We start from the raw sequence: 19609 nt of genomic DNA, 5'->3' as shown, positions 1-19609 counted from the left end.
GAAAGGAGAATGATGATGGCAGAGCGATTGTTGGAATTGCCTTTAGAAGATGTGTTGGGCGACCGTTTCGGACGCTACAGCAAATACATTATCCAAGACCGGGCGCTGCCCGATGTGCGCGATGGGCTGAAGCCGGTGCAGCGCCGCATTTTGTATGCGATGTACATCGATGGCAACACGGCGGACAAGCCGTTTCGCAAGGCGGCGAAAACGGTCGGAAACGTGATCGGCAACTTTCATCCGCACGGCGATTCATCGGTGTATGAAGCGATGGTGCGGATGAGCCAAGAGTGGAAGCTGCGCAACGTGCTTATTGAAATGCACGGCAACAACGGCAGCATCGACGGCGACCCGCCGGCGGCGATGCGCTACACGGAAGCGCGCCTGTCGGCGATGGCCGCCGAGCTGCTTTGCGATATCGACAAGGAGACGGTGCCGTTCGTTCCGAACTTTGATGATACCGTAAAGGAGCCGACCGTCCTGCCGGCGATGTTTCCCAATTTGCTCGTCAACGGCTCGACCGGAATTTCGGCGGGCTACGCGACCGACATTCCGCCGCATGCGCTTGGCGAGGTGATTGACGCTGTTCTAATGCGGATCGACCGTCCCGATTGCACGGTGGATGAGCTGATGACCGTGCTTCCCGGCCCCGATTTTCCGACCGGCGGCATCATCCAAGGGAAAGACGGGATTCGCAAAGCATATGAGACCGGGCGCGGAAAAATCATCATCCGCGCGAAAGCGGCCATCGAACAGGCGAGAGGGGGAAAACAACAGATCGTCATCACCGAGCTCCCGTATGAGGTCAACAAAGCCTATTTGGTGAAAAAAATCGATGAGCTCCGCCTCGACAAAAAGCTGGACGGCATCGCCGATGTCCGCGATGAGACGGATCGGAACGGGCTGTCGATCGTCATCGAATTGAAAAAAGACGCCGATGCGGAAGCGATTCTCAACTATTTGTACAAAAACACCGACTTGCAGGTGCCATACAATTTTAACATGGTGGCGATCCACAAGCGGCGGCCGAAGCTGATGAGCTTGCCCGAACTATTGGATGCCTACATCGCGCACCGGAAAGAGGTCGTCACAAACCGCTCCCATTTTGAGCTGAAAAAGGCGAACGAGCGCAAGCACATCGTTGACGGTTTGATTCGGGCGCTTTCCATTTTGGATGAGGTGATCGCGACGATTCGCGCTGCAAGCGACAAGCGCGATGCCAAAGACCGGCTGATGGCTCATTACGGATTCACTGAAGCGCAAGCCGAAGCGATCGTGACGCTCCAGCTGTACCGGTTGACGAACACCGACATTACGGCGCTGCGTCAAGAAGCGGAAGAACTGGAGCGAGCGATTGCGGAACTTACGGCGATTCTCGCCGATGAAAAGAAGCTGCTTAGCGTCATCAAAAAAGAGCTGAAGGCGATGAAAAAGCGATACGCCGATGAGCGGCGAACGGTCATTGAAGAGGAAATCGAGGAGCTGAAGGTGAACGTCGAAGCGCTCATTCCGGCCGAAGACGTGATCGTCACAGTGACAAAAGAAGGATATGTGAAGCGGACGAGTTATCGTTCCTACAGCGCCTCCAACGGCCAGGATATCGGCATGAAGGAAACGGATCGGCTGCTTGGCCAACTGGAGATGAATACGACCGATGTGCTCTTGCTTTTCACCCGCCGCGGTTACTACTTATATTGCCCGGTGCACACGCTTCCGGACATTCGTTGGAAAGACGTCGGCCAGCATATTTCTCATCTCATTCCGCTTGAGCGCGATGACGAGCTGGTGGCGGCGGTGCCGGTATCTTCATTTGAAACGGCTGATCAGCTCGTGTTCGTGACCAAGCAAGGATTGGTGAAACGGACTGAGCTTGCTCAATATCAAGTGCAGCGCTACCATCGCCCGCTTGTCGCGGTCAACGTAAAAGAGGAGGACGAGGTCGTCGCCGTCTATCGGACGGATGGGCGCGGCCGTCTTTGGCTGGCGACGCACGGGGGGTATGCGCTTTTGTTTCCGGAAGAGGAGATCAGCCTAGTCGGTGTGCGGGCTGCGGGAGTGAAAGGCATTCAGTTGAAAGACGGGGATGTTGTCGTCGCCGCCTGCCCGTTTCCTCCTGATGGAAGCGGATGCCTTGTTGTCGTCACGCAGCGCGGGGCGGTCAAAAAGATGGCGCTTGCCGAGTTTGAGCCGTCATCGCGCGCCAAGCGCGGGATCAGCGTGATTCGTGAAGTGAAATCCAATCCGCATCGTGTCGTTGGCGCCGTTGTCGCTCGCGACGAGGAGCGAATCGGGTTGCGGACGGAAAAAGGGGTCGTCGAGATGGTGGAGGCCGCTTCGCTTCGCTTGTCCGACCGCTATGGCACCGGCTCATTTGTCATTGACATCGATGAAGCCGGGGCGGTCGTCGATGTGTGGAAAGAACCGCCGGCACGGATCAGCGAAGGGGGATAAAAATGAGGTTTAGACGGCAAGAACCGTTCCGCTACCAGTTTGGCCAGCCGCTGCCGGCAGAATTGACGGCGGCTGATGGCCGATATGAAGTCTTGGTGCATGACATCAGTCCGCACGGCTTGAAGGTGGAAGCAGATCGCCCCCTTCCGTTTTCCGGCGGAGGCTCTTGGGTGGACGTGTCGCTTGTTTTGGGCGGGGCTGCGTTGCGCGTCCGCGGTCAGCTCGTTTGGGAAAAGCCGTTTGCCCGCATTCACTATTACGGCGTCCGCCTCGACGTCACCAAACAGGAAGAAGAAGGCTTGATCGAAGCCATCAAACGGCATGTGGCGGAGAGCCGGCGGCGATGATGTGTTTTACATCCAGCTCATCACTAGCCACGTTATATCATATCAGCTTGTATTTAGATGAACCGAAATGAACAATCGGAAATTGTTTATTGCAACTTATAAAGAGGGGTCCCAAAAGGATCGGGTCCCCTCTTTCGTTGCTTTATATACATGCTGACTGCTTTTGCCGCATGATCGGTTGTGCCGCTCTTGAAGGCAGACAACCTTTTCGGTCAGCCCCTCTTTTTCATCTCTCCCATCGTCAATGAACGTTTCTTGTGCATCGTGCTGCTTTGGCCATCCTTTATGGCCCGCCGCTCCGTTTGCCGTTTTTGTTGGCGGAAACTTTTGTGCGCCACCGGAGCGAAACCGTTCTTTCACCAAAATTTCCACCATTTGTTGGCACGGGTGGCGGCACTGCTGGCCGCTGTTTGACGGAAGGACAAAACGAGTTCGCGGAACGCTTTCTCCCGCTCCAAAATGCGCTGCTCCAACCGTTTGCGCTCCTCCTCTTGTCTCGCTTTCTCTTCACGGCAGATCGCGACAACAGTTTCCAAATGTTCATGGAGCTGTTCGGTTTTTTGCTGCCACGCGTCTTCATAATCACGGAGCGAGCAGCGCACGGTTTCGGCGGCCGCGGCCGTTTGATCGGCGAGTGAGTCCAGCCGATTTTTTACCTCGCCCATCGCTCGTTCAATGGTGCGATTCGTTTCCTGTTTCAAAGCGCGGACAAGATCGTCTTTGAGCCGGGCCGCCAGCTGTTCAGCTATGTATGGCATCCCTTGATGCAACAGGCGCGGGGGATCAATGATTTCCCCTTCCATCACCGTTGTGTCCGTCGGAGCGGTTCGTTCGCCAGCCGGTTCGGCTTGTTGGGCGTCCAGCTGGTTAATCATGTCCGCTACTTCGGCCGGTCGGCGGCCGTCTTCCAGCCACGCGCGAATATGGCGAAACCGTTCGATCAGTTCGTCATTATACAGACGCGCTCCTCCCGGGGCGCGCGGGACGGTGATCGATCCGGCGAACTGTTTTTCCCACTGTTTTAAATCGCGGGCGGTGACTCCAATTTTTTTGGCTGCTTCGCGCAAGGTATACGTTTTCATGGCGTTGTCTTCATCCTTTCTCGCTTCGGTAGTGATTCACTATGTTTTTTCCCGTTTGGCTGTAGATTTTCCTGCTGTTTGACAAAAGATAACAAAAGAAGTGGAAATGGGAAAAGAACTCCCATCAGTTGTCGAAAAAGAAACATTCATATCGAAATGTGTTGACAAACTTGTATATACAAGATAAACTATGTTCAGGATGTATATACAAGTTTTTTTTTGAAACCGATTGCTGAAAGCGATTTAGAAGGCAGGGAAGCGGTAAACTCGCTTGTTTTCCGCTAGGAGGCCGGTGATTTCGTGCAAAATACCGCTGCGTTCCACCCATTTCTCAATCGTAGAATCCGCTTTCTTTTCGGAATGAAAATGCCGAACTGACACGGATTTTCATCCCCGGGTGGAGGGTAGATCACACTGTCTATGAAACTTTTCTAAATGAAAATGCCGCTGATTGGTGGTGACAGCGATTTTTCACCAGCCTTCTAGAGAAACGCCGGAACATCAAGTTGTCGACAACCATCGATGGGCGTCTGGCGGCCGCTTTGCCGCTCATGTTTTCGCGCAATCGGAAGACGAGAAAGAAAAAGGAGGCATTCATCATGGGGGCATACCAACAAGCAGCCGCGCAAATTGTCGAGGCCGTCGGCGGCAAGGACAACATCGTCGCCGCTACGCATTGTGTAACAAGGCTTCGGTTTGCGCTCAAAGAGGAAGGAAACGTCGATAAAGAAGCGCTCGAGCGCATCGATGTCGTCAAAGGGTCGTTTTCGGCCAACGGCCAGTTTCAAGTCGTCATCGGCCAAGGGCTTGTCGATAAAGTGTATGACGATTTGGTTGAACTGACTGGCATCGGCCGGGCAACGAAGCAGGAAATCAAAGACGCGGCGGAAGCGAAGCTCAATCCGCTGCAGCGAGCCATTAAGACGCTCGCGGACATTTTCATCCCGATTTTGCCAGCGATCGTCACCGCCGGTTTGTTGATGGGGATCAACAACGTGTTGACAGGCCCAGGCATTTTTTACGAAGGGAAATCGTTTGTCGAGGTGCACAAAGAGTGGGCCGATTTGGCAAACATGATCAACTTGATCGCCAATACGGCGTTCGTCTTTCTGCCTGGGTTGATCGGCTGGTCAGCGGTGACGAAATTTGGCGGCAGCCCGCTCTTGGGGATTGTCCTTGGTTTGATGCTCGTCCACCCCGATTTGCTCAATGCTTGGGGCTGGGGAGCGGCGAAAGAAAAAGGAGAGATTCCGGTTTGGAACTTGTTCGGCTTTGAAGTGCAAAAGGTCGGCTACCAAGGGCAAGTGCTGCCGGTGTTGGTCGCTTCCTACGTGCTGGCAAAGCTGGAGCTGTTTTTGCGCAAGCGCATCCCGGATGCGTTTCAGCTGTTGCTTGTCGCGCCGCTTGCGTTGCTCATTACCGGCTTTTTGGCGTTCATCGCCATCGGGCCCATCACGTTTGCGATCGGCAACGCCATTACCCACTTGTTTGTCACGATTTTTGACACGGTTCCGGCGCTTGGAGGATTGTTGTATGGAGCGCTGTATGCGCCGCTCGTCGTCACTGGGATGCACCATACGTTCTTGCCGGTTGACTTGCAGCTGATCGCCAATACAGGCGGCACGTTCCTTTGGCCGATTTTGGTCATGTCAAACATCGCCCAAGGCTCTGCGGCATTAGCGATGATGTTCGTCGCCAAAGACGAAAAGCTGCGCGGCTTGTCGTTCACGTCAGCGGTCTCGGCCTATCTTGGCATCACGGAACCAGCGATGTTCGGGGTCAACTTGCGTTTTCGCTTTCCGTTTATTGCCGCGATGACCGGAGCGGCGATCGCCGGCATGTTCATCACGCTCAATCAAGTCATCGCTCCGTCGATCGGCGTTGGCGGCCTGCCGGGTTTCTTGTCGATCGTGCCGCAAAAGTGGACGCCGTTCTTTATCGGCATGGCGATCGCGATTGCGGTGCCGTTTGTGCTGACGTTTGTTTTCGGCAAAGTGCGCAAAATCGCACGCTAACCGCTCGCCTTCATCGAGGCAAAGGATGCATTCGCTGGCATACCATTGGCCGTTAACGCCAATGGTATGCTTTTCATTCATTGTTGAAGTCAACGAACGAGGTGAAGAGACGTGTCAACAACACCGTGGTGGAAAAAGGCGGTCGTTTATCAAATTTATCCGAAGAGCTTCCGCGACACGAATGGAGACGGCATCGGCGATTTGCTAGGCGTGATCGAAAAGCTCGATTACTTGAAAGAACTGGGCGTCGATGTCATTTGGCTGACGCCGATCTACGCGTCGCCGCAGCGCGACAACGGTTATGACATTAGCGATTATTTCCGCATTCATCCCGAATACGGAACGATGGACGATTTTGATCGTCTGCTCCGCGAAGTGCACGCGCGCGGCATGAAGTTGGTGATGGACATGGTCGTCAACCATACGTCGACCGACCATGAATGGTTTCAGCAGGCGCGCGCTTCAAAAACGAACCCATACCGTTCGTTTTACATTTGGCGCGACCCGAAACCGGACGGCGGACCGCCAACCAACTGGCAGTCGAAATTTGGCGGCTCGGCGTGGGAATACGACGAACAAACCGACCAATATTACTTGCATTTGTTCGATGTGACGCAAGCCGATTTGAACTGGGAAAACGAAGAGCTGCGCCGCCGCATTTATGATATGATGCATTTTTGGCTGAAAAAAGGGGTCGATGGCTTTCGGTTGGATGTCATCAACTTGCTGTCCAAAGACCAGCGTTTTCTAGACGATGACGGCTCGATTCCGCCGGGGGACGGGCGCCGCTTTTATACGGACGGGCCGCGCATTCATGAGTTTTTGCAGGAAATGAATCGCGAGGTGTTTTCCAAATACGACATCATGACCGTCGGGGAAATGTCGTCGACGACGATCGACCATTGCATTCGTTACACGAACCCGGAAAACCATGAGCTCAATATGACGTTTAATTTCCATCACTTGAAAGTCGATTACCCGAACGGGGAAAAATGGGCGGTCGCTCCGTTCGATTTTCTCGCGTTAAAACGCATTTTGTCCGAATGGCAAGTCCGGATGTATGAAGGCGGGGGGTGGAATGCGCTCTTTTGGTGCAACCACGACCAACCGCGCATCGTGTCGCGCTATGGCGATGACGGGACGTATTGGAAAGAGTCAGCGAAAATGCTGGCGACGACGATTCATCTCATGCAAGGAACGCCATACATTTACCAAGGCGAAGAAATCGGCATGACCGATCCAAAATTCACGGATATTCGCGACTACCGCGACGTGGAGTCGCTTAACATGTACCGAATTTTGCGAGCGCAAGGCAAAAGCGAGCAAGAAGTGATTGACATTTTGCAGCGAAAATCGCGCGACAATTCCCGCACGCCGATGCAATGGGACGACAGCCCGCACGCCGGGTTTACATCCGGCACGCCGTGGATTCGCGTCGCCGACAACTACCAGCGCATTAACGTGAAACAAGCGCTTGCCGATCGTGACTCAATTTTTTACCACTACAAACGGCTGATTGAGCTGCGCAAACAGTATGACATCATTACAACCGGACGCTATGAGCTGCTGCTTGCGGATGATCCGCATCTTTTCGCCTATATGCGTCATGGCGATCGGGAAAAACTGCTTGTTGTCAACAATTTTTATCCTGTTGAAACGACGTTTGTGCTGCCGGAGGAGGCAGGCGCGAATGACTGTACGGGGGAATTGTTGCTCGCGAACTATTCGGACGCACCGACCGATTTCCGCTGCATGCGGCTGCGCCCATACGAATCGGTTGTTTATCTTTTGCGCCGGCCGTGATACAATACAAGCGGTGATTCTTATGCATGAAAACAAATATTTAGCCATTTATCACGATCTCGTTTCCCGCATCCGTCGCGGAGAATGGAAGGCGTACGACAAGCTGCCGTCAGAACACGAGCTCGCTGCGCGCTTCGAGACGTCGCGCGAGACGATTCGTAAAGCGCTCAATTTATTGTCTGAGCACGGCTATATCCAAAAGATGAAAGGGAAAGGCTCGATCGTGCTCGATGTCGGCAAATATGACTTTCCCGTATCCGGATTGGTCAGCTTTAAAGAACTGGCGCAGACGATGAAGCAGCCGGTGCGAACGATCGTCCATGAACTGGCTGTCATCAAGCCGGATGGCGAACTCAAACAGCAGCTGCGCGCCTCAAGCAAAGACGAAGTGTGGAAAGTCGTGCGCGTCCGCGAAATCGGCGGGGAGCGGATCATATTGGATAAGGACTTTTTCTTAAAAAAGCACGTGCCGCTGTTGACGGAGGAGATTTGTGAAGACTCGATTTATGAATACTTGGAAACAACGCTGCATTTACCGATCAGCTTCGCGAAAAAAGAAATGTCGGTCGATGCGGCGACGGAGGAAGACCGCCGCTATTTGGATCTCAACGGCGACGATCGCGTCGTCGTCGTCAAAAACTATGTCTATTTAAGCGACGCCACCTTGTTTCAATATACGGAATCGCGGCATCGGCTCGACAAGTTCCGGTTTGTCGATTTCGCGCGCCGGAAATGACAGCGCCGGGTCGTGCGTTCCCTAACCTAGGATGGCGGCCGCATGCTGCCACGCTGCGTCTTATGACGCGGCTTTTTTTCTTTTTCATTTCCTCAACCGCTTAATACTAAAATAAAACTATGTTCTAAATAATCATTGATAATCATAAACAAATCACATTATGGCTATCCTTGTTAACAACGGCATCGGAAAGGGGGGACACCGACATGGAAGGGACATGGTGGTCGCTGTTGCCGTTTCTTCTTATTATTCCGCTCGCTGTCTGGCTGAAAGAACTGCTGCCCGGTTTGGTGGTTGGTTTGCTCGTCGGGGCGTTTTGCCTCGAATGGTCGGTCATCGGGGCCATAGAGCGCGCGGTTTCCGCTATTGTGCACGCCCTCGTCGATGATGAACATGTAAAAGTTGCGCTCTTTTTGTATTTGTTTGGCTCTCTGATCGGCATGATGCAAATTACCGGCGGGATCAAAGGCTTTGTCGAACGGCTTTCCGGGCGCATTCGCACAAAGCGAGGGCTGCTTTTTTTCGTATGGCTGACCGTGCCGGTAACGTTTTTTATGCCGATGTTTCGCATTATGTTGCTAGGGCCGGTGATGAAGGCGGTGCTCCGCCAGTTTCGCGTTGACCGCCGCCGCATGGCGTATATGATCGATGTCTCGACCGAACCGATCATCGTGCTGCTGCCGGCCGCTACCGCATTTGTCGGTTTTATGACTTCCGTTGTCGACGGAGCGCTCGTGCAAAACGGAATTCGCGAATCTGCGTACGATCTGTTTTTACGCAGCCTTCCTTACAACTTGTTTGCCATCATTGCCCTGGCCATCGGCCTGTTGACGACGGTGCTCAACATCCGGATCGGTCGGCCGCCCGGCAAAAAAGGAGAAGGAACCGTCAATGCGCTGCACGGCCTTGGGCTGCGCAAAGAGCTGTCGCTCATTGCCGGTGAACCGTTGCATCTGTTTGTTCCACTGGCGCTCTTGATCGTGCTTACGTTTGCCTTTTTTGCTTATGACGGTTGGCGCCGAGGAGCGGACAGCTGGCTGGCGGCTTTTTCCCAAGCCGACGCGACATGGGCGATGCTTTTGGCGCTGTTTGTGACCCTTTTTGTTTCCATTCTGTTTTATGTATGGCGAAGACAGTCACTCCCTGAACTGATCTATCACTTTTTCGCCGGTGGCAACGAGCTGATGGCGCCGATTGGCATGCTCGTGCTTGTATGGGCGGTCTCGGGGGTGGCCGGCGAGCTGGGGTTTGCCGCTTACGTATCGTCTATCTTCGCGACTTGGCTGCCCGGTCCGTTTGTGCCGGCCTCTGTCTTCTTAGCAGGCTCTTTTTTGTCGTACTTTATCGGTTCCTCATGGGGGGCGTGGGGGATGTTGATGCCGCTCGGCGTGGCGCTGGCCCATGCGACAGGGGCGCCGCTCGATGTCACCATTGGCGCGGTGTTTGCCAGCGGAACGTTCGGCGCGTTTGCGTCGCCGCTTGGCGATACGACGATCACGACAGCGGCGATGATGGATATGGATTTGCTGAGCTACGCCAAGTACAAACTGCGCATTTCCCTCATCTGCGCCGGCCTGTCCTTGCTCGGGTACGCCCTTTTGCCGCTTTGGATCGGTTAGCCGGGCGGGCAAACCGCCCGGCCATGCGGCATCGCTTCGATTTATCATCCAAAAGGGTGGTGAAACACGGCTGTCGCGAGCAAATCAGGTACACCCCAGCAAAAAAGAAGGTTGATTTCGTGCAACTTTTCTAACTAACAAACAGATGGAATAGCACGATTTTGTGCGAAATCACCGCCTCCTAAAAGGCGGGTGAAACACCGTTGATTCCTTGGATCCATGGAACAATGAGTGAAAAGCAGGATCGATGCAACAAGGTTTTTCTCGTTGAGAAACGACATAGCAAAGCCGTACCCACGATAACCATATTTCTAAAACAGTGTGCTAAATAATCAATTCAAAAAATAAACAAGTTGCATCCAAACGGAAATCAAGCTATGATAAAAACAACATACTGACTAGTTGGTAGAGAAAGGGAGAGGAAAACCATGAAAACTCATACGATCACTGTCAACCCGCGTTTTTGCGAAACGGATGCGCTCGGACATTTAAGCAACATCAGCTATTTTATTTATTTGGAGGAAGCGCGGACCCGCTTGTTCGATGAGCTTAGCTACGGAGGAAGAACAGACGATTGGCATTTCATTTTGGCGTCCGCCAAATGCGATTTTGTCAACCAAGGATTTTTTGGTCGGCGGCTTCGCATCGAAACGAATATTTCCCGCATCGGCCACAAAAGTTTTCAATGCATTCATCGCATCGTAGAAGAAGAAACAGGAAGGCTCATCGCTGTTGGAGAAGCTGCCGTTGTCTACTTCAACTTTCAGAAGCAGACGAGCGAACCGCTTCCGAGCGATCTGAGGGCGCGGCTCGGTGAGTATCTTGCGTCCGCCGAGGAAACGGATCCGCCGGTTCGCTGCGGACGATCATAATCGAATATCCGCCAGCAAGGCGGATTTTTTTGCCCATCCCTCATCTTCCGGACCAAACGTGCAAAGAGCCATATACTGATGAGTAGATTGGAAAAAGGGGGGATGATCATGGTGATTCGTGCGACGATCGGCAGCGCAACCTATACGTGCGGCGGCCAGCTCGAAGCCTATTTTCGGCCGTTTCGTGACGGAACGATCGGCCGCTTTCAGCCATTTTCCACTCCGTTTGGCGAACAGCGGCTCATTTATGCCGATTGGACGGCAAGTGGACGACTGTACCAGCCGATTGAAGAGAAACTGATCCGCGAATTCGGTCCGTTTGTCGGCAACACGCATACGGAATCGAATGTCACAGGAACAAAAATGACGCTTGCCTATCAATATGCGAAAGAAATCATTAAACAGCATGTCGGTGCGGGAAAAGGGGACGTACTGCTCATGCAAGGAGCCGGTATGACGAGCGCTGTCAACAAACTGCAGCGCCTGCTAGGCTGGCGTGTACCGGAACGATGGAAACCGCGCTTGACGCTTGCCGATGACGAACGGCCCGTCGTTTTTGTCACTCACATGGAGCATCATTCCAATTTGTTGCCGTGGGTGGAAACGGTGGCCGAAGTGATAACCGTTCGGCCGACGGATCGGGGAGACGTCGATCTCGACCATTTGCGTGAACTGCTTGAACGGTACCGCCATCGACCGCAAAAAATCGGCGCCTTCACCGCTTGCTCGAACGTAACGGGCCTAGAAACGCCATACCATCAATTAGCGAGACTTATGCATGAATATGGCGGGCTTTGTTTCGTCGATTTTGCCGCTTCTGCTCCATACGTCCCGATCCAGATGCATCCAGACGACCCGCTCGAAACGCTTGATGCTATTTATTTTTCACCGCATAAGTTTTTGGGCGGGCCGGGAAGCGCCGGCGTGCTCGTCTTTGATAGCCGGTTGTACAGCCAGCGTGCGCCGGACCATCCAGGCGGTGGAACGGTATATTGGACTGATCCATGGGGGCATTACGAGTATGTGGAAGCGATTGAAGAGCGAGAGGACGGCGGAACGCCGCCGTTTTGGCAAACGATCAAAGCGGCGCTCGCCATTCAGCTGAAAGAACAAATGAATGTGGCGAAGATGCGCGCTCGGGAAAAAGAGCTCGTTTCCCTTCTTCTACCGGCGCTGCAGGACATCCCTGGCGTTCATGTGCTCGAAGGACACCGAAGCGACAGGCTTGGCATTGTTTCGTTTGTGATCGAAGGGCTTCACTACAATCTCGCCGTCAAGCTTCTCAACGACCGCTTTGGCATTCAGGCGCGCGGCGGCTGCTCATGCGCCGGACCGTACGGCCATTATTTGCTTGGCATTGACCAAGAACAGTCAGCCGCCTTGCTTCAGGAGGTCAAAGGTGGAAACATCTTGGCCAAACCTGGCTGGGTGCGCCTATCGCTCCATCCGACGATGACCAATGAGGAAGTGTATACGATCATTCACGCCGTGCGGCAAATCGCTCGTCATGGCCAGCGTTGGCAGGAGGAATACGAATATGACGCGGCGAAAAATGAGTTTGTCCATCGCGGCGATGATCGGTATATCCGACATTTTTTCCTCGTTTGAACGTTGTTTTTGTTCCTTACCTTGGCCGTCTGAAAGCGAAGGCGGTTATTTTTTTATGCCGTGGTTAAGAATATCACGAAGCATAAATGGATTTTATGAACGGAGGGCTTGTTCAGATATCTTGGGCATCGATGGCCGGCGTTGAAGCGTTTTTGTTTCTACCTTTCTCACCAAAACCGGTACAATGAAATCATCTCAACAACAAAAAGAAGGGGAGAACGATGAACGAATTGTACCATTTGTTGTTGCGAAACGAGCGGGAACGGAAACTGTACGAACGAGCGCGGCATCTTGCGGAGCGGTTTGCATCGCGGGCAGCAGATTACGATGAACGGGCCGAATTTCCGTTTGCCGATTTTGCTGATTTACAGGAAGCTGGATTTCTGTCCCTTACGATCCCCGTTGAATACGGAGGCCAAGGGGCGTCGCTTTATGAATGGGTGCTTGTGCAAGAAGTGCTCGCCCAAGGCAGCGGCGCCACTGCCTTGTCATTCGGATGGCACGCGAGCATTTTGATGCGTCTGTTTTTGCTCCGCCGCTGGCCGGAATCAACGCTCGCCCGCTTGGCCGAAGAAGTCGTCCAACACCACGCGCTCATTAACAGCGCCCATTCCGAACGGGCGACCGGCAGCCCCGCGCGCGGCGGAAAACCGGAAACAACGGCCGTTCTCCGCGATGGCCGCTTTGTACTCCGCGGGCGCAAAGCGTTTGCCTCGTTAGCTCCAGCGCTAGATTACGTGTTGATTTCGGCCACCATCGAAGACAGCGGCGATGTCGGCGAATTTCTTGTGCCGATGGGCGCCAAAGGCATCCGCATTGAACCGACGTGGAACACACTCGGCATGCGGGCGACGCGCAGCGATGACCTCGTCCTTGAAGACGTGGAAGTGGGAATGGATGCGCTCGTGGAAACGCTCGGGAAGCCAAACGAAACCGCACCGGCGCAAGGATGGCTGCTGCACGTTCCGGCTTGTTACTTAGGCATCGCCATTGCCGCACGCAATGAAGCGCTCCACTTTGCGCAAACGTACCAGCCGAATACATTATCCCGTCCAATTGCTACCACGCCTGAAGTGCAGCGGAAAATCGCCGACATGGAATGGCGGCTCGTCCATGCGCGTCATTTTCTCTATGCGGTCGCGGACCTATGGGATCGCTATCCGGAAAAACGAACCGAGATGAAAGAGGAGCTCGCCGCCGTTAAGCTAGTCGCCACGAATACCGCGCTTGAGGTCGTCGATGGAGCCATGCGCATCGTTGGCGGGCAAAGCTTGTTCGCTGACAGTCCGCTCGGGCGTTATTATCGCGATGTCCGCGCCGGGCTGCACAATCCGCCTGCCGATGACTTGACGCTCGCATGGCTAGCCAAACGGGCGCTGTCTGATAACAAACAATAAAGGGGCTCTTCATCAAGACAAAGAAAGGAACGCATCGTCGAAGACGCGGCAAGAAACAAAAAAGCTGTCCTTCACACATGAGGACAGCTTTCTGATCGAATTACTTCGCCGCAAGCGCCGAACGCAAAAATTCCGGCAAGGCAAAACATTGGCGAAAGACGGCGTCATTAACGTATTTCGTGTCGTTTGGAATCGCCGTTTGCGCCGGGAGATCAAGCGGCCGTTTCGAGCCGATCGTAAAGCTCCACAGCCCGCCCGGGTACGTCGGCACGACCGCCGTGTACACGAGCACGTGCGGGAACAGTTCACGAATGTTGCGGTAGGTGCGTGTTAAAATATCCAAATGGAAAATCGGAGATTGGCTTTGGCACACCATGAGCCCGTCCTCTTTTAATGCACGGTGCACATTGGCGTAAAACTCCGGCGAAAACAGCGCTTCAGCCGGGCCGACCGGATCGGAGGAGTCGATCATCACAACGTCGTATACTCCTTCTTTTCCTTGTACAAACGCCACGCCATCGCCGTAAATAAACTGCACCCGCGGATCGGATAAGTTGCCGGAGACGGCCGGTAAATGTTCTTTGCACGCCCGGACGACCTTTTCGTCGATTTCCACCATGTCGATGGTCTCCAAGCGGGCGTACTTGGCCGCTTCACGGGCCGCTCCACAGTCGCCGCCGCCGATGATGAGCGCTCGTTTGGCGTTTGGATGGAACTGCAGCGGCACGTGTGTGATCATTTCGTTATAAATATGACCATCGATCGAGGTCGTTTGCACGACGCCGTCAAGAACAAGCATGCGGCCGAAATCATACGAATCCAAAATCATGACATGCTGGTACTCGGACGGCTCGGCAAAGATCACCTCTTTGATGCGGTAGCTGATTTTTAAATTGTCGCGGTCATCTTCGGTGAGCCAGAGCTCCCCGTTGTCCCAATGTAAATAAGGTGGTAAGGCGTTTCCTTGGTGTTTCATTGTTACCTCCTTTAGTCTTGCGGATTTTCTCACACCTTTCTAATCTTAATATATTATGCGAAATGTGGCAAACAAAGGGGACGAGGTGCGTCCGCCGATGACTCGTTCGCGTTCAAATACAAGCGCGCGTGGCGGCAGCGGACAGGCTCCCAGGCGCAGGCAAGACCGGCCAACCCAGAGCCGATAACAATCACTTCGTACCGTCTCATCGTTCTGTCTCCCTTCTCTGCGGCGATGCTTGCTTATAGTGTGCCTGTCAACAGACAAAATAACACTCTCCGCCATTCGGATGGAGAGTGTTTATCGTTTGCGCCGCTCCCCAAGCAAAGTGCGGAGCGACATCCGGTTTTCCAACAAATCGGCAAGCGTATACGCATCGAGCACGCGCAAAAAGGCCTCGAGCGCCTCGTGAAGAACGAATCGAAGGCGGCAGGCAGGCGTCAAGACGCACTCATTGCCGTGGGCGGCAAAGCACTCGACGAGCGACAAATTGTCTTCCGTCTCGCGGACGACCGCCCCGATGACGATCTCCTCAGGCCGTTTGGCTAGACGGATTCCGCCGTTGCGGCCGCGGATTGTTTCGATGTAGCCAAGCTTGCCGAGCTCATGGACAATTTTGCTTAAATGATGCTCAGACAGCGAAAACGCAGTGGAAATCTCTTTAATGTTCGTTTTTTCTCCTTTCTCAAGCGTCCCTAAAAACAAGAGAACGCGCAACGCGTATTCCGTGTAGTTGGTTAACTGCATCTTCGTTCACAACCTTTTACACAACGTGATCGAATTTTATTGTATCATACTGCCTGCGCACGGGGAATTTTGAACAATTTGTTAAAGATGTATTTGAAATATTGCTTTTTTGGCATCGCCCGTGTTTGAATAAAGATGTATTAAAAATACATGTTTTTAAGGAGAGGAAAGCATGGCTGCGATTACGACTTTGCATCCGAAAACGATTGAAATCGTCCAATCGACTGTGCCGGTATTAGAGAAGCACGGCGAACAGATTACGAAACGGTTTTATGAACTCATGTTTTCCAATCATCCGGAGCTGCTGAATGTGTTTAACCATGCCAACCAAAAACAAGGGCGGCAGCAACGCGCTTTGGCGGCGGCGGTATATGCAGCGGCGCGCTATATCGATCGGCTTGACGCCATTTTGCCGGTCGTGCGGCAAATCGGCCATAAACACCGGAGCTTAGGCATCCAGCCGGAACAATATCCGATCGTCGGAAAACATTTGTTGCTCGCGATCAAAGACGTGCTGGGCGACGCCGCCACGGATGAAGTCATTGCCGCGTGGGCGGAAGCGTACGAAGCCATTGCCGCCGTTTTCATCCAAGTCGAGAAGGAGCTCTACGAGGAAGCAGCGGCCAAACCCGGTGGCTGGCGCGGATTTCGCCGTTTTGTCGTCGCCAAAAAAGGGAAAGAAAGCGACGTCATCACATCGTTTTATTTGCGGCCGGAAGACGGGGGTACCATCAGTGATTTCTTGCCGGGCCAATATGTGAGTGTCAAACTGTCGATTCCAGGCGAAACGTACACACACATCCGTCAGTACAGCTTATCGGACGCCCCGGGAAAAGGGTATTACCGCATCAGCGTCAAACGGGAAGGAGCGACAGCTGAAAAACCGGCCGGCATTGTGTCAAACTACTTGCATGACCATATCCAAGAAGGGGACGTGCTTGAAGTAAGCGCCCCAGCCGGCGACTTTACGCTTAATCTCACCAAAGAAACGCCGGTCGTCTTAATCAGCGGCGGCGTTGGCATCACTCCGCTTTTGAGCATGGCGAGCACGTTGGCCATCCGGCAGCCTCACCGCCAAACGACGTTCCTTCAAGCGGCTCTCAACGGCCGCGTGCAAGCGTTCGATCAAGAATTGCGAACTTTAGCGGAAAATCCGGCATTTTCATATTACGTTTGTTACGAGTTTCCGTCCGATGAAGACCGGAAACACCCCCATTTCCGCAAAGAAGGGCGGATCGATTTGGAATGGATGCAAACGGTCATTCCATCCAAAGATGCTGACTTTTACTTCTGTGGCCCGGTGCCGTTTATGAAAACCGTCTATCGTGCGCTGACACAATGGGGTGTGCCGGAGGAGCGCATCCATTACGAATTTTTCGGCCCGGCCGGCGATTTGACGAAAGACTGATCAAAGACCATCCGTGGAAAAGGCATCTCCTTGTGAGGGAGGTGCCTTTTGTTATGGCGGACATTCACATTTCCCCGTTGGCAAGTCCGCCAATTTTTTGTATGATGGAAACTAAATAACGGCAAGAAAAGGGAGAGACAACGGATGAGCACATTTCGCCAACATCGCTGGCAATCGTTTTTGCAAAGCTACGAACATCGCGCCCGGCTGCTCATTTCCTGCCCGGACCGTCCCGGCATCGTTGCCGCGGTCACCTCATTTCTTTATGAACAAGGGGCGAATATCGTCGAATCAAGCCAATACTCAACCGATCCGGAAGGCGGCACGTTTTTCCTCCGTTTGGAGTTTGACTGCCCGAACGTCGCCGCTCGAAAAAACGAGCTTGAAGCGGCGTTTCGCTCGATTGCCGCAGAATTTGGCATGACGTGGCGGCTCCGGCTTCACCGTGACATTCGGCGGATCGCCATTTTTGTCTCGAAGGCGGAACATTGCTTGCTTGAGCTGCTTTGGCAATGGCAGGCGGGCGAACTGATCGCCGATATTGCCCTTGTCATCAGCAACCACCCGGATTTGCGCGAAACCGTTGAGCCGCTCGGCATCCCGTACGTACATATCCCCGTCACGAAAGAGACGAAAGCTGACGCAGAAGCCGAACAAATCCGCCTGCTTCGCGACTATCGGATCGATACGATTGTGCTCGCTCGCTACATGCAAATTTTATCGCCGGCGTTTGTCGCTGAATTTCCAGGGAGAATCATTAATATTCACCACTCGTTTTTGCCGGCGTTTGTCGGCGCGCGGCCGTACGAGCGGGCTTATGAACGGGGCGTCAAGCTGATCGGGGCCACGTCCCATTACGTCACCGATGATTTAGATGAAGGGCCGATCATTGAACAAGACGTCACCCGGGTGGATCACCGCCATCATCCCGACGATTTGAAACGGATCGGCCGCCTAATCGAAAAAACGGTGCTCGCGCGGGCGCTCAAATGGCATTTGGAAGACCGGGTCATCATTCACGGCAATAAAACGATCGTGTTTTATTGAAAGCAGGGAGGGAAGGATTTTTCCTTTCCCTCCTCGTATATGGTATAATGAACATAGAAACCGGAGAATGGCGAATCTTCCAATCGATGAGAAAAGCGGGGAAGGAGGAGCGGCATGGGAGAAAAACGAACGCCAAGCGGTTTTCTGTTAAAACAACGTGCGTTTTTAAAATTGTATTTGATCACGTTAACAGAACAAGAACGGCTGTACGGATTGAAACTGCTCGATGTGCTACGCCAAGAGTTTAAACCGTTCGGCTACCGGCCGAACCATTCAGAAGTGTACAAGGCGCTTCACGATTTGATCGAAGACGGCATTTTAAAACAAGTAAAGAAGAAAAAAGAAGGGATGAAATACCAAGAAGTCGTGTATTACCGATTCGCCGAGGGTGGGCAGGAAAAAGCGAAGCTATACAAACGCCAGCTAAAAGCAGAGCTTGACCGATGCGCGGCGCTCATTCGCAAAGCGATTGAGGACAACTACAGTTAGGGGGCGCCGAGTTTTTTCTTTAATATAAATTTACATAATATAATTATGGTTGATTTTATTTGTTTTGCGTCCGAACCGTCGATCTAGTAGAATGAGAGGGGAAGATGGCAACAGAGAGGAAGACCACAAATGATCACATGGCCACCAGTAGTCGCAAAAGCGATCGAGACACGAACCGAGCAGTTCCGCCACGATCCGGATCGGGCGTTGATCGGATCGGGCGGGTATACGGCCGACGACGAGGCGATTGTACACGATGCGGCCGTCGCCCTGGCGCTTGGGAAAAACGTGCTATTAAAAGGACCGACCGGGTCAGGCAAAACGCGGCTCGCGGAAACATTATCCGCGCTGTTCGGCCAGCCTATGCACAGCATTAACTGTTCCGTTGACTTGGATGCCGAGGCGTTGCTCGGGTTCAAGACGATCGTGCATCAGAACGGCCAAGCTGTCATTGAGTATGTGCCCGGACCTGTGATTCAAGCGATGACCAAAGGGCATTTGTTATACATTGACGAAATTAATATGGCAAAACCTGAGACGCTGCCGATTTTAAACGGTGTCCTCGATTACCGGCGGCGGCTTACCAACCCGCTCACCGGCGAGGTCGTGCAGGCGAAACCGACGTTTGGCGTCATCGCTGCCGTCAATGAAGGCTATATTGGCACCGTTCCGCTGAATGAAGCGCTGAAAAATCGGTTTGTCGTCATTGACGTGCCGTATGTGCAAGGAGCGACATTAAAATCGGTGTTATTGGCGCAAACTACAGTAACGGATGAGGCGTTGATCGACCGTTTCGTCGCTCTATCGGCCGATTTGCTTACACAAGTGCGAAACGGACAAATCGCTGAAGAAGCCGCCTCCGTGCGCGCCTTGCTTGATGCTTGCGATCTGGCCGCATATATGCCGCCGCTGCGCGCGATTGAACGAAGCATTGTCGATAAGCTTGACGATGAGCGGGAGCGAGCCGCGGTGCGGAATATAGCTGAAACATGGTTTGAGGAGTAGGTGGCGG

The 19609-nt window shown here is 53.3% G+C and carries 16 protein-coding genes; 13 read left to right on the top strand and 3 right to left on the bottom strand.

Features of this window, described 5'->3' with window-relative positions:
- The first annotated feature begins 15 nt into the window (after window positions 1-15).
- Entirely contained in the window at window positions 16-2451 is a 2436-nt protein-coding gene (parC, locus tag ACTVIM_RS08520) for a DNA topoisomerase IV subunit A (RefSeq protein ID WP_445614251.1), read from the top strand.
- 2 nt (window positions 2452-2453) lie between these two features.
- Window positions 2454-2798: a PilZ domain-containing protein gene (locus ACTVIM_RS08515; protein ID WP_033019875.1), complete on the top strand. Its 345-nt coding sequence runs from the start codon at window positions 2454-2456 to the stop codon at window positions 2796-2798.
- A 356-nt stretch (window positions 2799-3154) separates the two neighbouring features.
- On the opposite strand, the gene ACTVIM_RS08510 is transcribed toward ACTVIM_RS08515, so the two are convergent.
- Window positions 3155-3880 (bottom strand): MerR family transcriptional regulator, encoded by a 726-nt coding sequence (locus ACTVIM_RS08510; protein WP_033019871.1) that lies wholly within the window; start codon window positions 3878-3880, stop codon window positions 3155-3157.
- A 599-nt stretch (window positions 3881-4479) separates the two neighbouring features.
- On the opposite strand from ACTVIM_RS08510, the gene treP reads away from it, so the two are divergent.
- The 7 genes from treP (at window position 4480) to ACTVIM_RS08475 (ending at window position 13930) form a co-directional block, all read left to right on the top strand.
- Window positions 4480-5895, top strand: coding sequence for a PTS system trehalose-specific EIIBC component (gene treP, locus ACTVIM_RS08505; RefSeq protein WP_445614250.1), 1416 nt, complete (start codon window positions 4480-4482; stop codon window positions 5893-5895).
- A gap of 111 nt (window positions 5896-6006) precedes the next feature.
- Window positions 6007-7698, top strand: a complete 1692-nt coding sequence (gene treC, locus ACTVIM_RS08500; RefSeq protein WP_445614249.1) for an alpha,alpha-phosphotrehalase — start codon at window positions 6007-6009, stop codon at window positions 7696-7698.
- 22 nt (window positions 7699-7720) lie between these two features.
- Window positions 7721-8434 (top strand): trehalose operon repressor, encoded by a 714-nt coding sequence (treR, locus tag ACTVIM_RS08495; RefSeq protein ID WP_033843872.1) that lies wholly within the window; start codon window positions 7721-7723, stop codon window positions 8432-8434.
- A 206-nt stretch (window positions 8435-8640) separates the two neighbouring features.
- On the top strand, window positions 8641-10053 hold the full coding sequence (locus ACTVIM_RS08490) for a Na+/H+ antiporter NhaC family protein (protein WP_445614248.1): 1413 nt from the start codon (window positions 8641-8643) through the stop codon (window positions 10051-10053).
- 428 nt (window positions 10054-10481) lie between these two features.
- Window positions 10482-10925: an acyl-CoA thioesterase gene (locus tag ACTVIM_RS08485; protein WP_033019786.1), complete on the top strand. Its 444-nt coding sequence runs from the start codon at window positions 10482-10484 to the stop codon at window positions 10923-10925.
- A 108-nt stretch (window positions 10926-11033) separates the two neighbouring features.
- Window positions 11034-12533 (top strand): aminotransferase class V-fold PLP-dependent enzyme, encoded by a 1500-nt coding sequence (locus tag ACTVIM_RS08480; RefSeq protein ID WP_445614246.1) that lies wholly within the window; start codon window positions 11034-11036, stop codon window positions 12531-12533.
- 221 nt (window positions 12534-12754) lie between these two features.
- Window positions 12755-13930 carry an acyl-CoA dehydrogenase family protein gene (locus tag ACTVIM_RS08475; RefSeq protein WP_445614245.1) on the top strand — a complete coding sequence of 392 codons (1176 nt, stop codon included), beginning with the start codon at window positions 12755-12757 and terminating at the stop codon, window positions 13928-13930.
- A 100-nt stretch (window positions 13931-14030) separates the two neighbouring features.
- Here the strand turns inward: ACTVIM_RS08475 and speE are convergent, their stop codons facing one another.
- Both speE and nsrR read right to left on the bottom strand, forming a co-directional pair.
- Window positions 14031-14906 carry a polyamine aminopropyltransferase gene (gene speE / locus ACTVIM_RS08470; RefSeq protein WP_445614244.1) on the bottom strand — a complete coding sequence of 292 codons (876 nt, stop codon included), beginning with the start codon at window positions 14904-14906 and terminating at the stop codon, window positions 14031-14033.
- Between the two features lie 300 nt (window positions 14907-15206).
- Window positions 15207-15653: a nitric oxide-sensing transcriptional repressor NsrR gene (gene nsrR, locus ACTVIM_RS08465; RefSeq protein WP_033019782.1), complete on the bottom strand. Its 447-nt coding sequence runs from the start codon at window positions 15651-15653 to the stop codon at window positions 15207-15209.
- Between the two features lie 172 nt (window positions 15654-15825).
- On the opposite strand from nsrR, the gene hmpA reads away from it, so the two are divergent.
- From hmpA to ACTVIM_RS08445, 4 genes are all read left to right on the top strand, one after another.
- Window positions 15826-17061, top strand: a complete 1236-nt coding sequence (hmpA, locus tag ACTVIM_RS08460) for an NO-inducible flavohemoprotein (RefSeq protein ID WP_445614243.1) — start codon at window positions 15826-15828, stop codon at window positions 17059-17061.
- A gap of 144 nt (window positions 17062-17205) precedes the next feature.
- Entirely contained in the window at window positions 17206-18108 is a 903-nt protein-coding gene (gene purU, locus ACTVIM_RS08455; protein WP_144974469.1) for a formyltetrahydrofolate deformylase, read from the top strand.
- Window positions 18109-18222: 114 nt separating this feature from the next.
- Window positions 18223-18597, top strand: a complete 375-nt coding sequence (locus tag ACTVIM_RS08450; RefSeq protein WP_033019768.1) for a helix-turn-helix transcriptional regulator — start codon at window positions 18223-18225, stop codon at window positions 18595-18597.
- A 129-nt stretch (window positions 18598-18726) separates the two neighbouring features.
- Window positions 18727-19602, top strand: coding sequence for an ATP-binding protein (locus ACTVIM_RS08445; protein ID WP_144974466.1), 876 nt, complete (start codon window positions 18727-18729; stop codon window positions 19600-19602).
- Window positions 19603-19609 lie beyond the last annotated feature (7 nt).

It is taken from the genome of Geobacillus sp. YF-1 (assembly GCF_052692335.1).
This window is presented reverse-complemented; position numbering and strand designations above follow the sequence as displayed.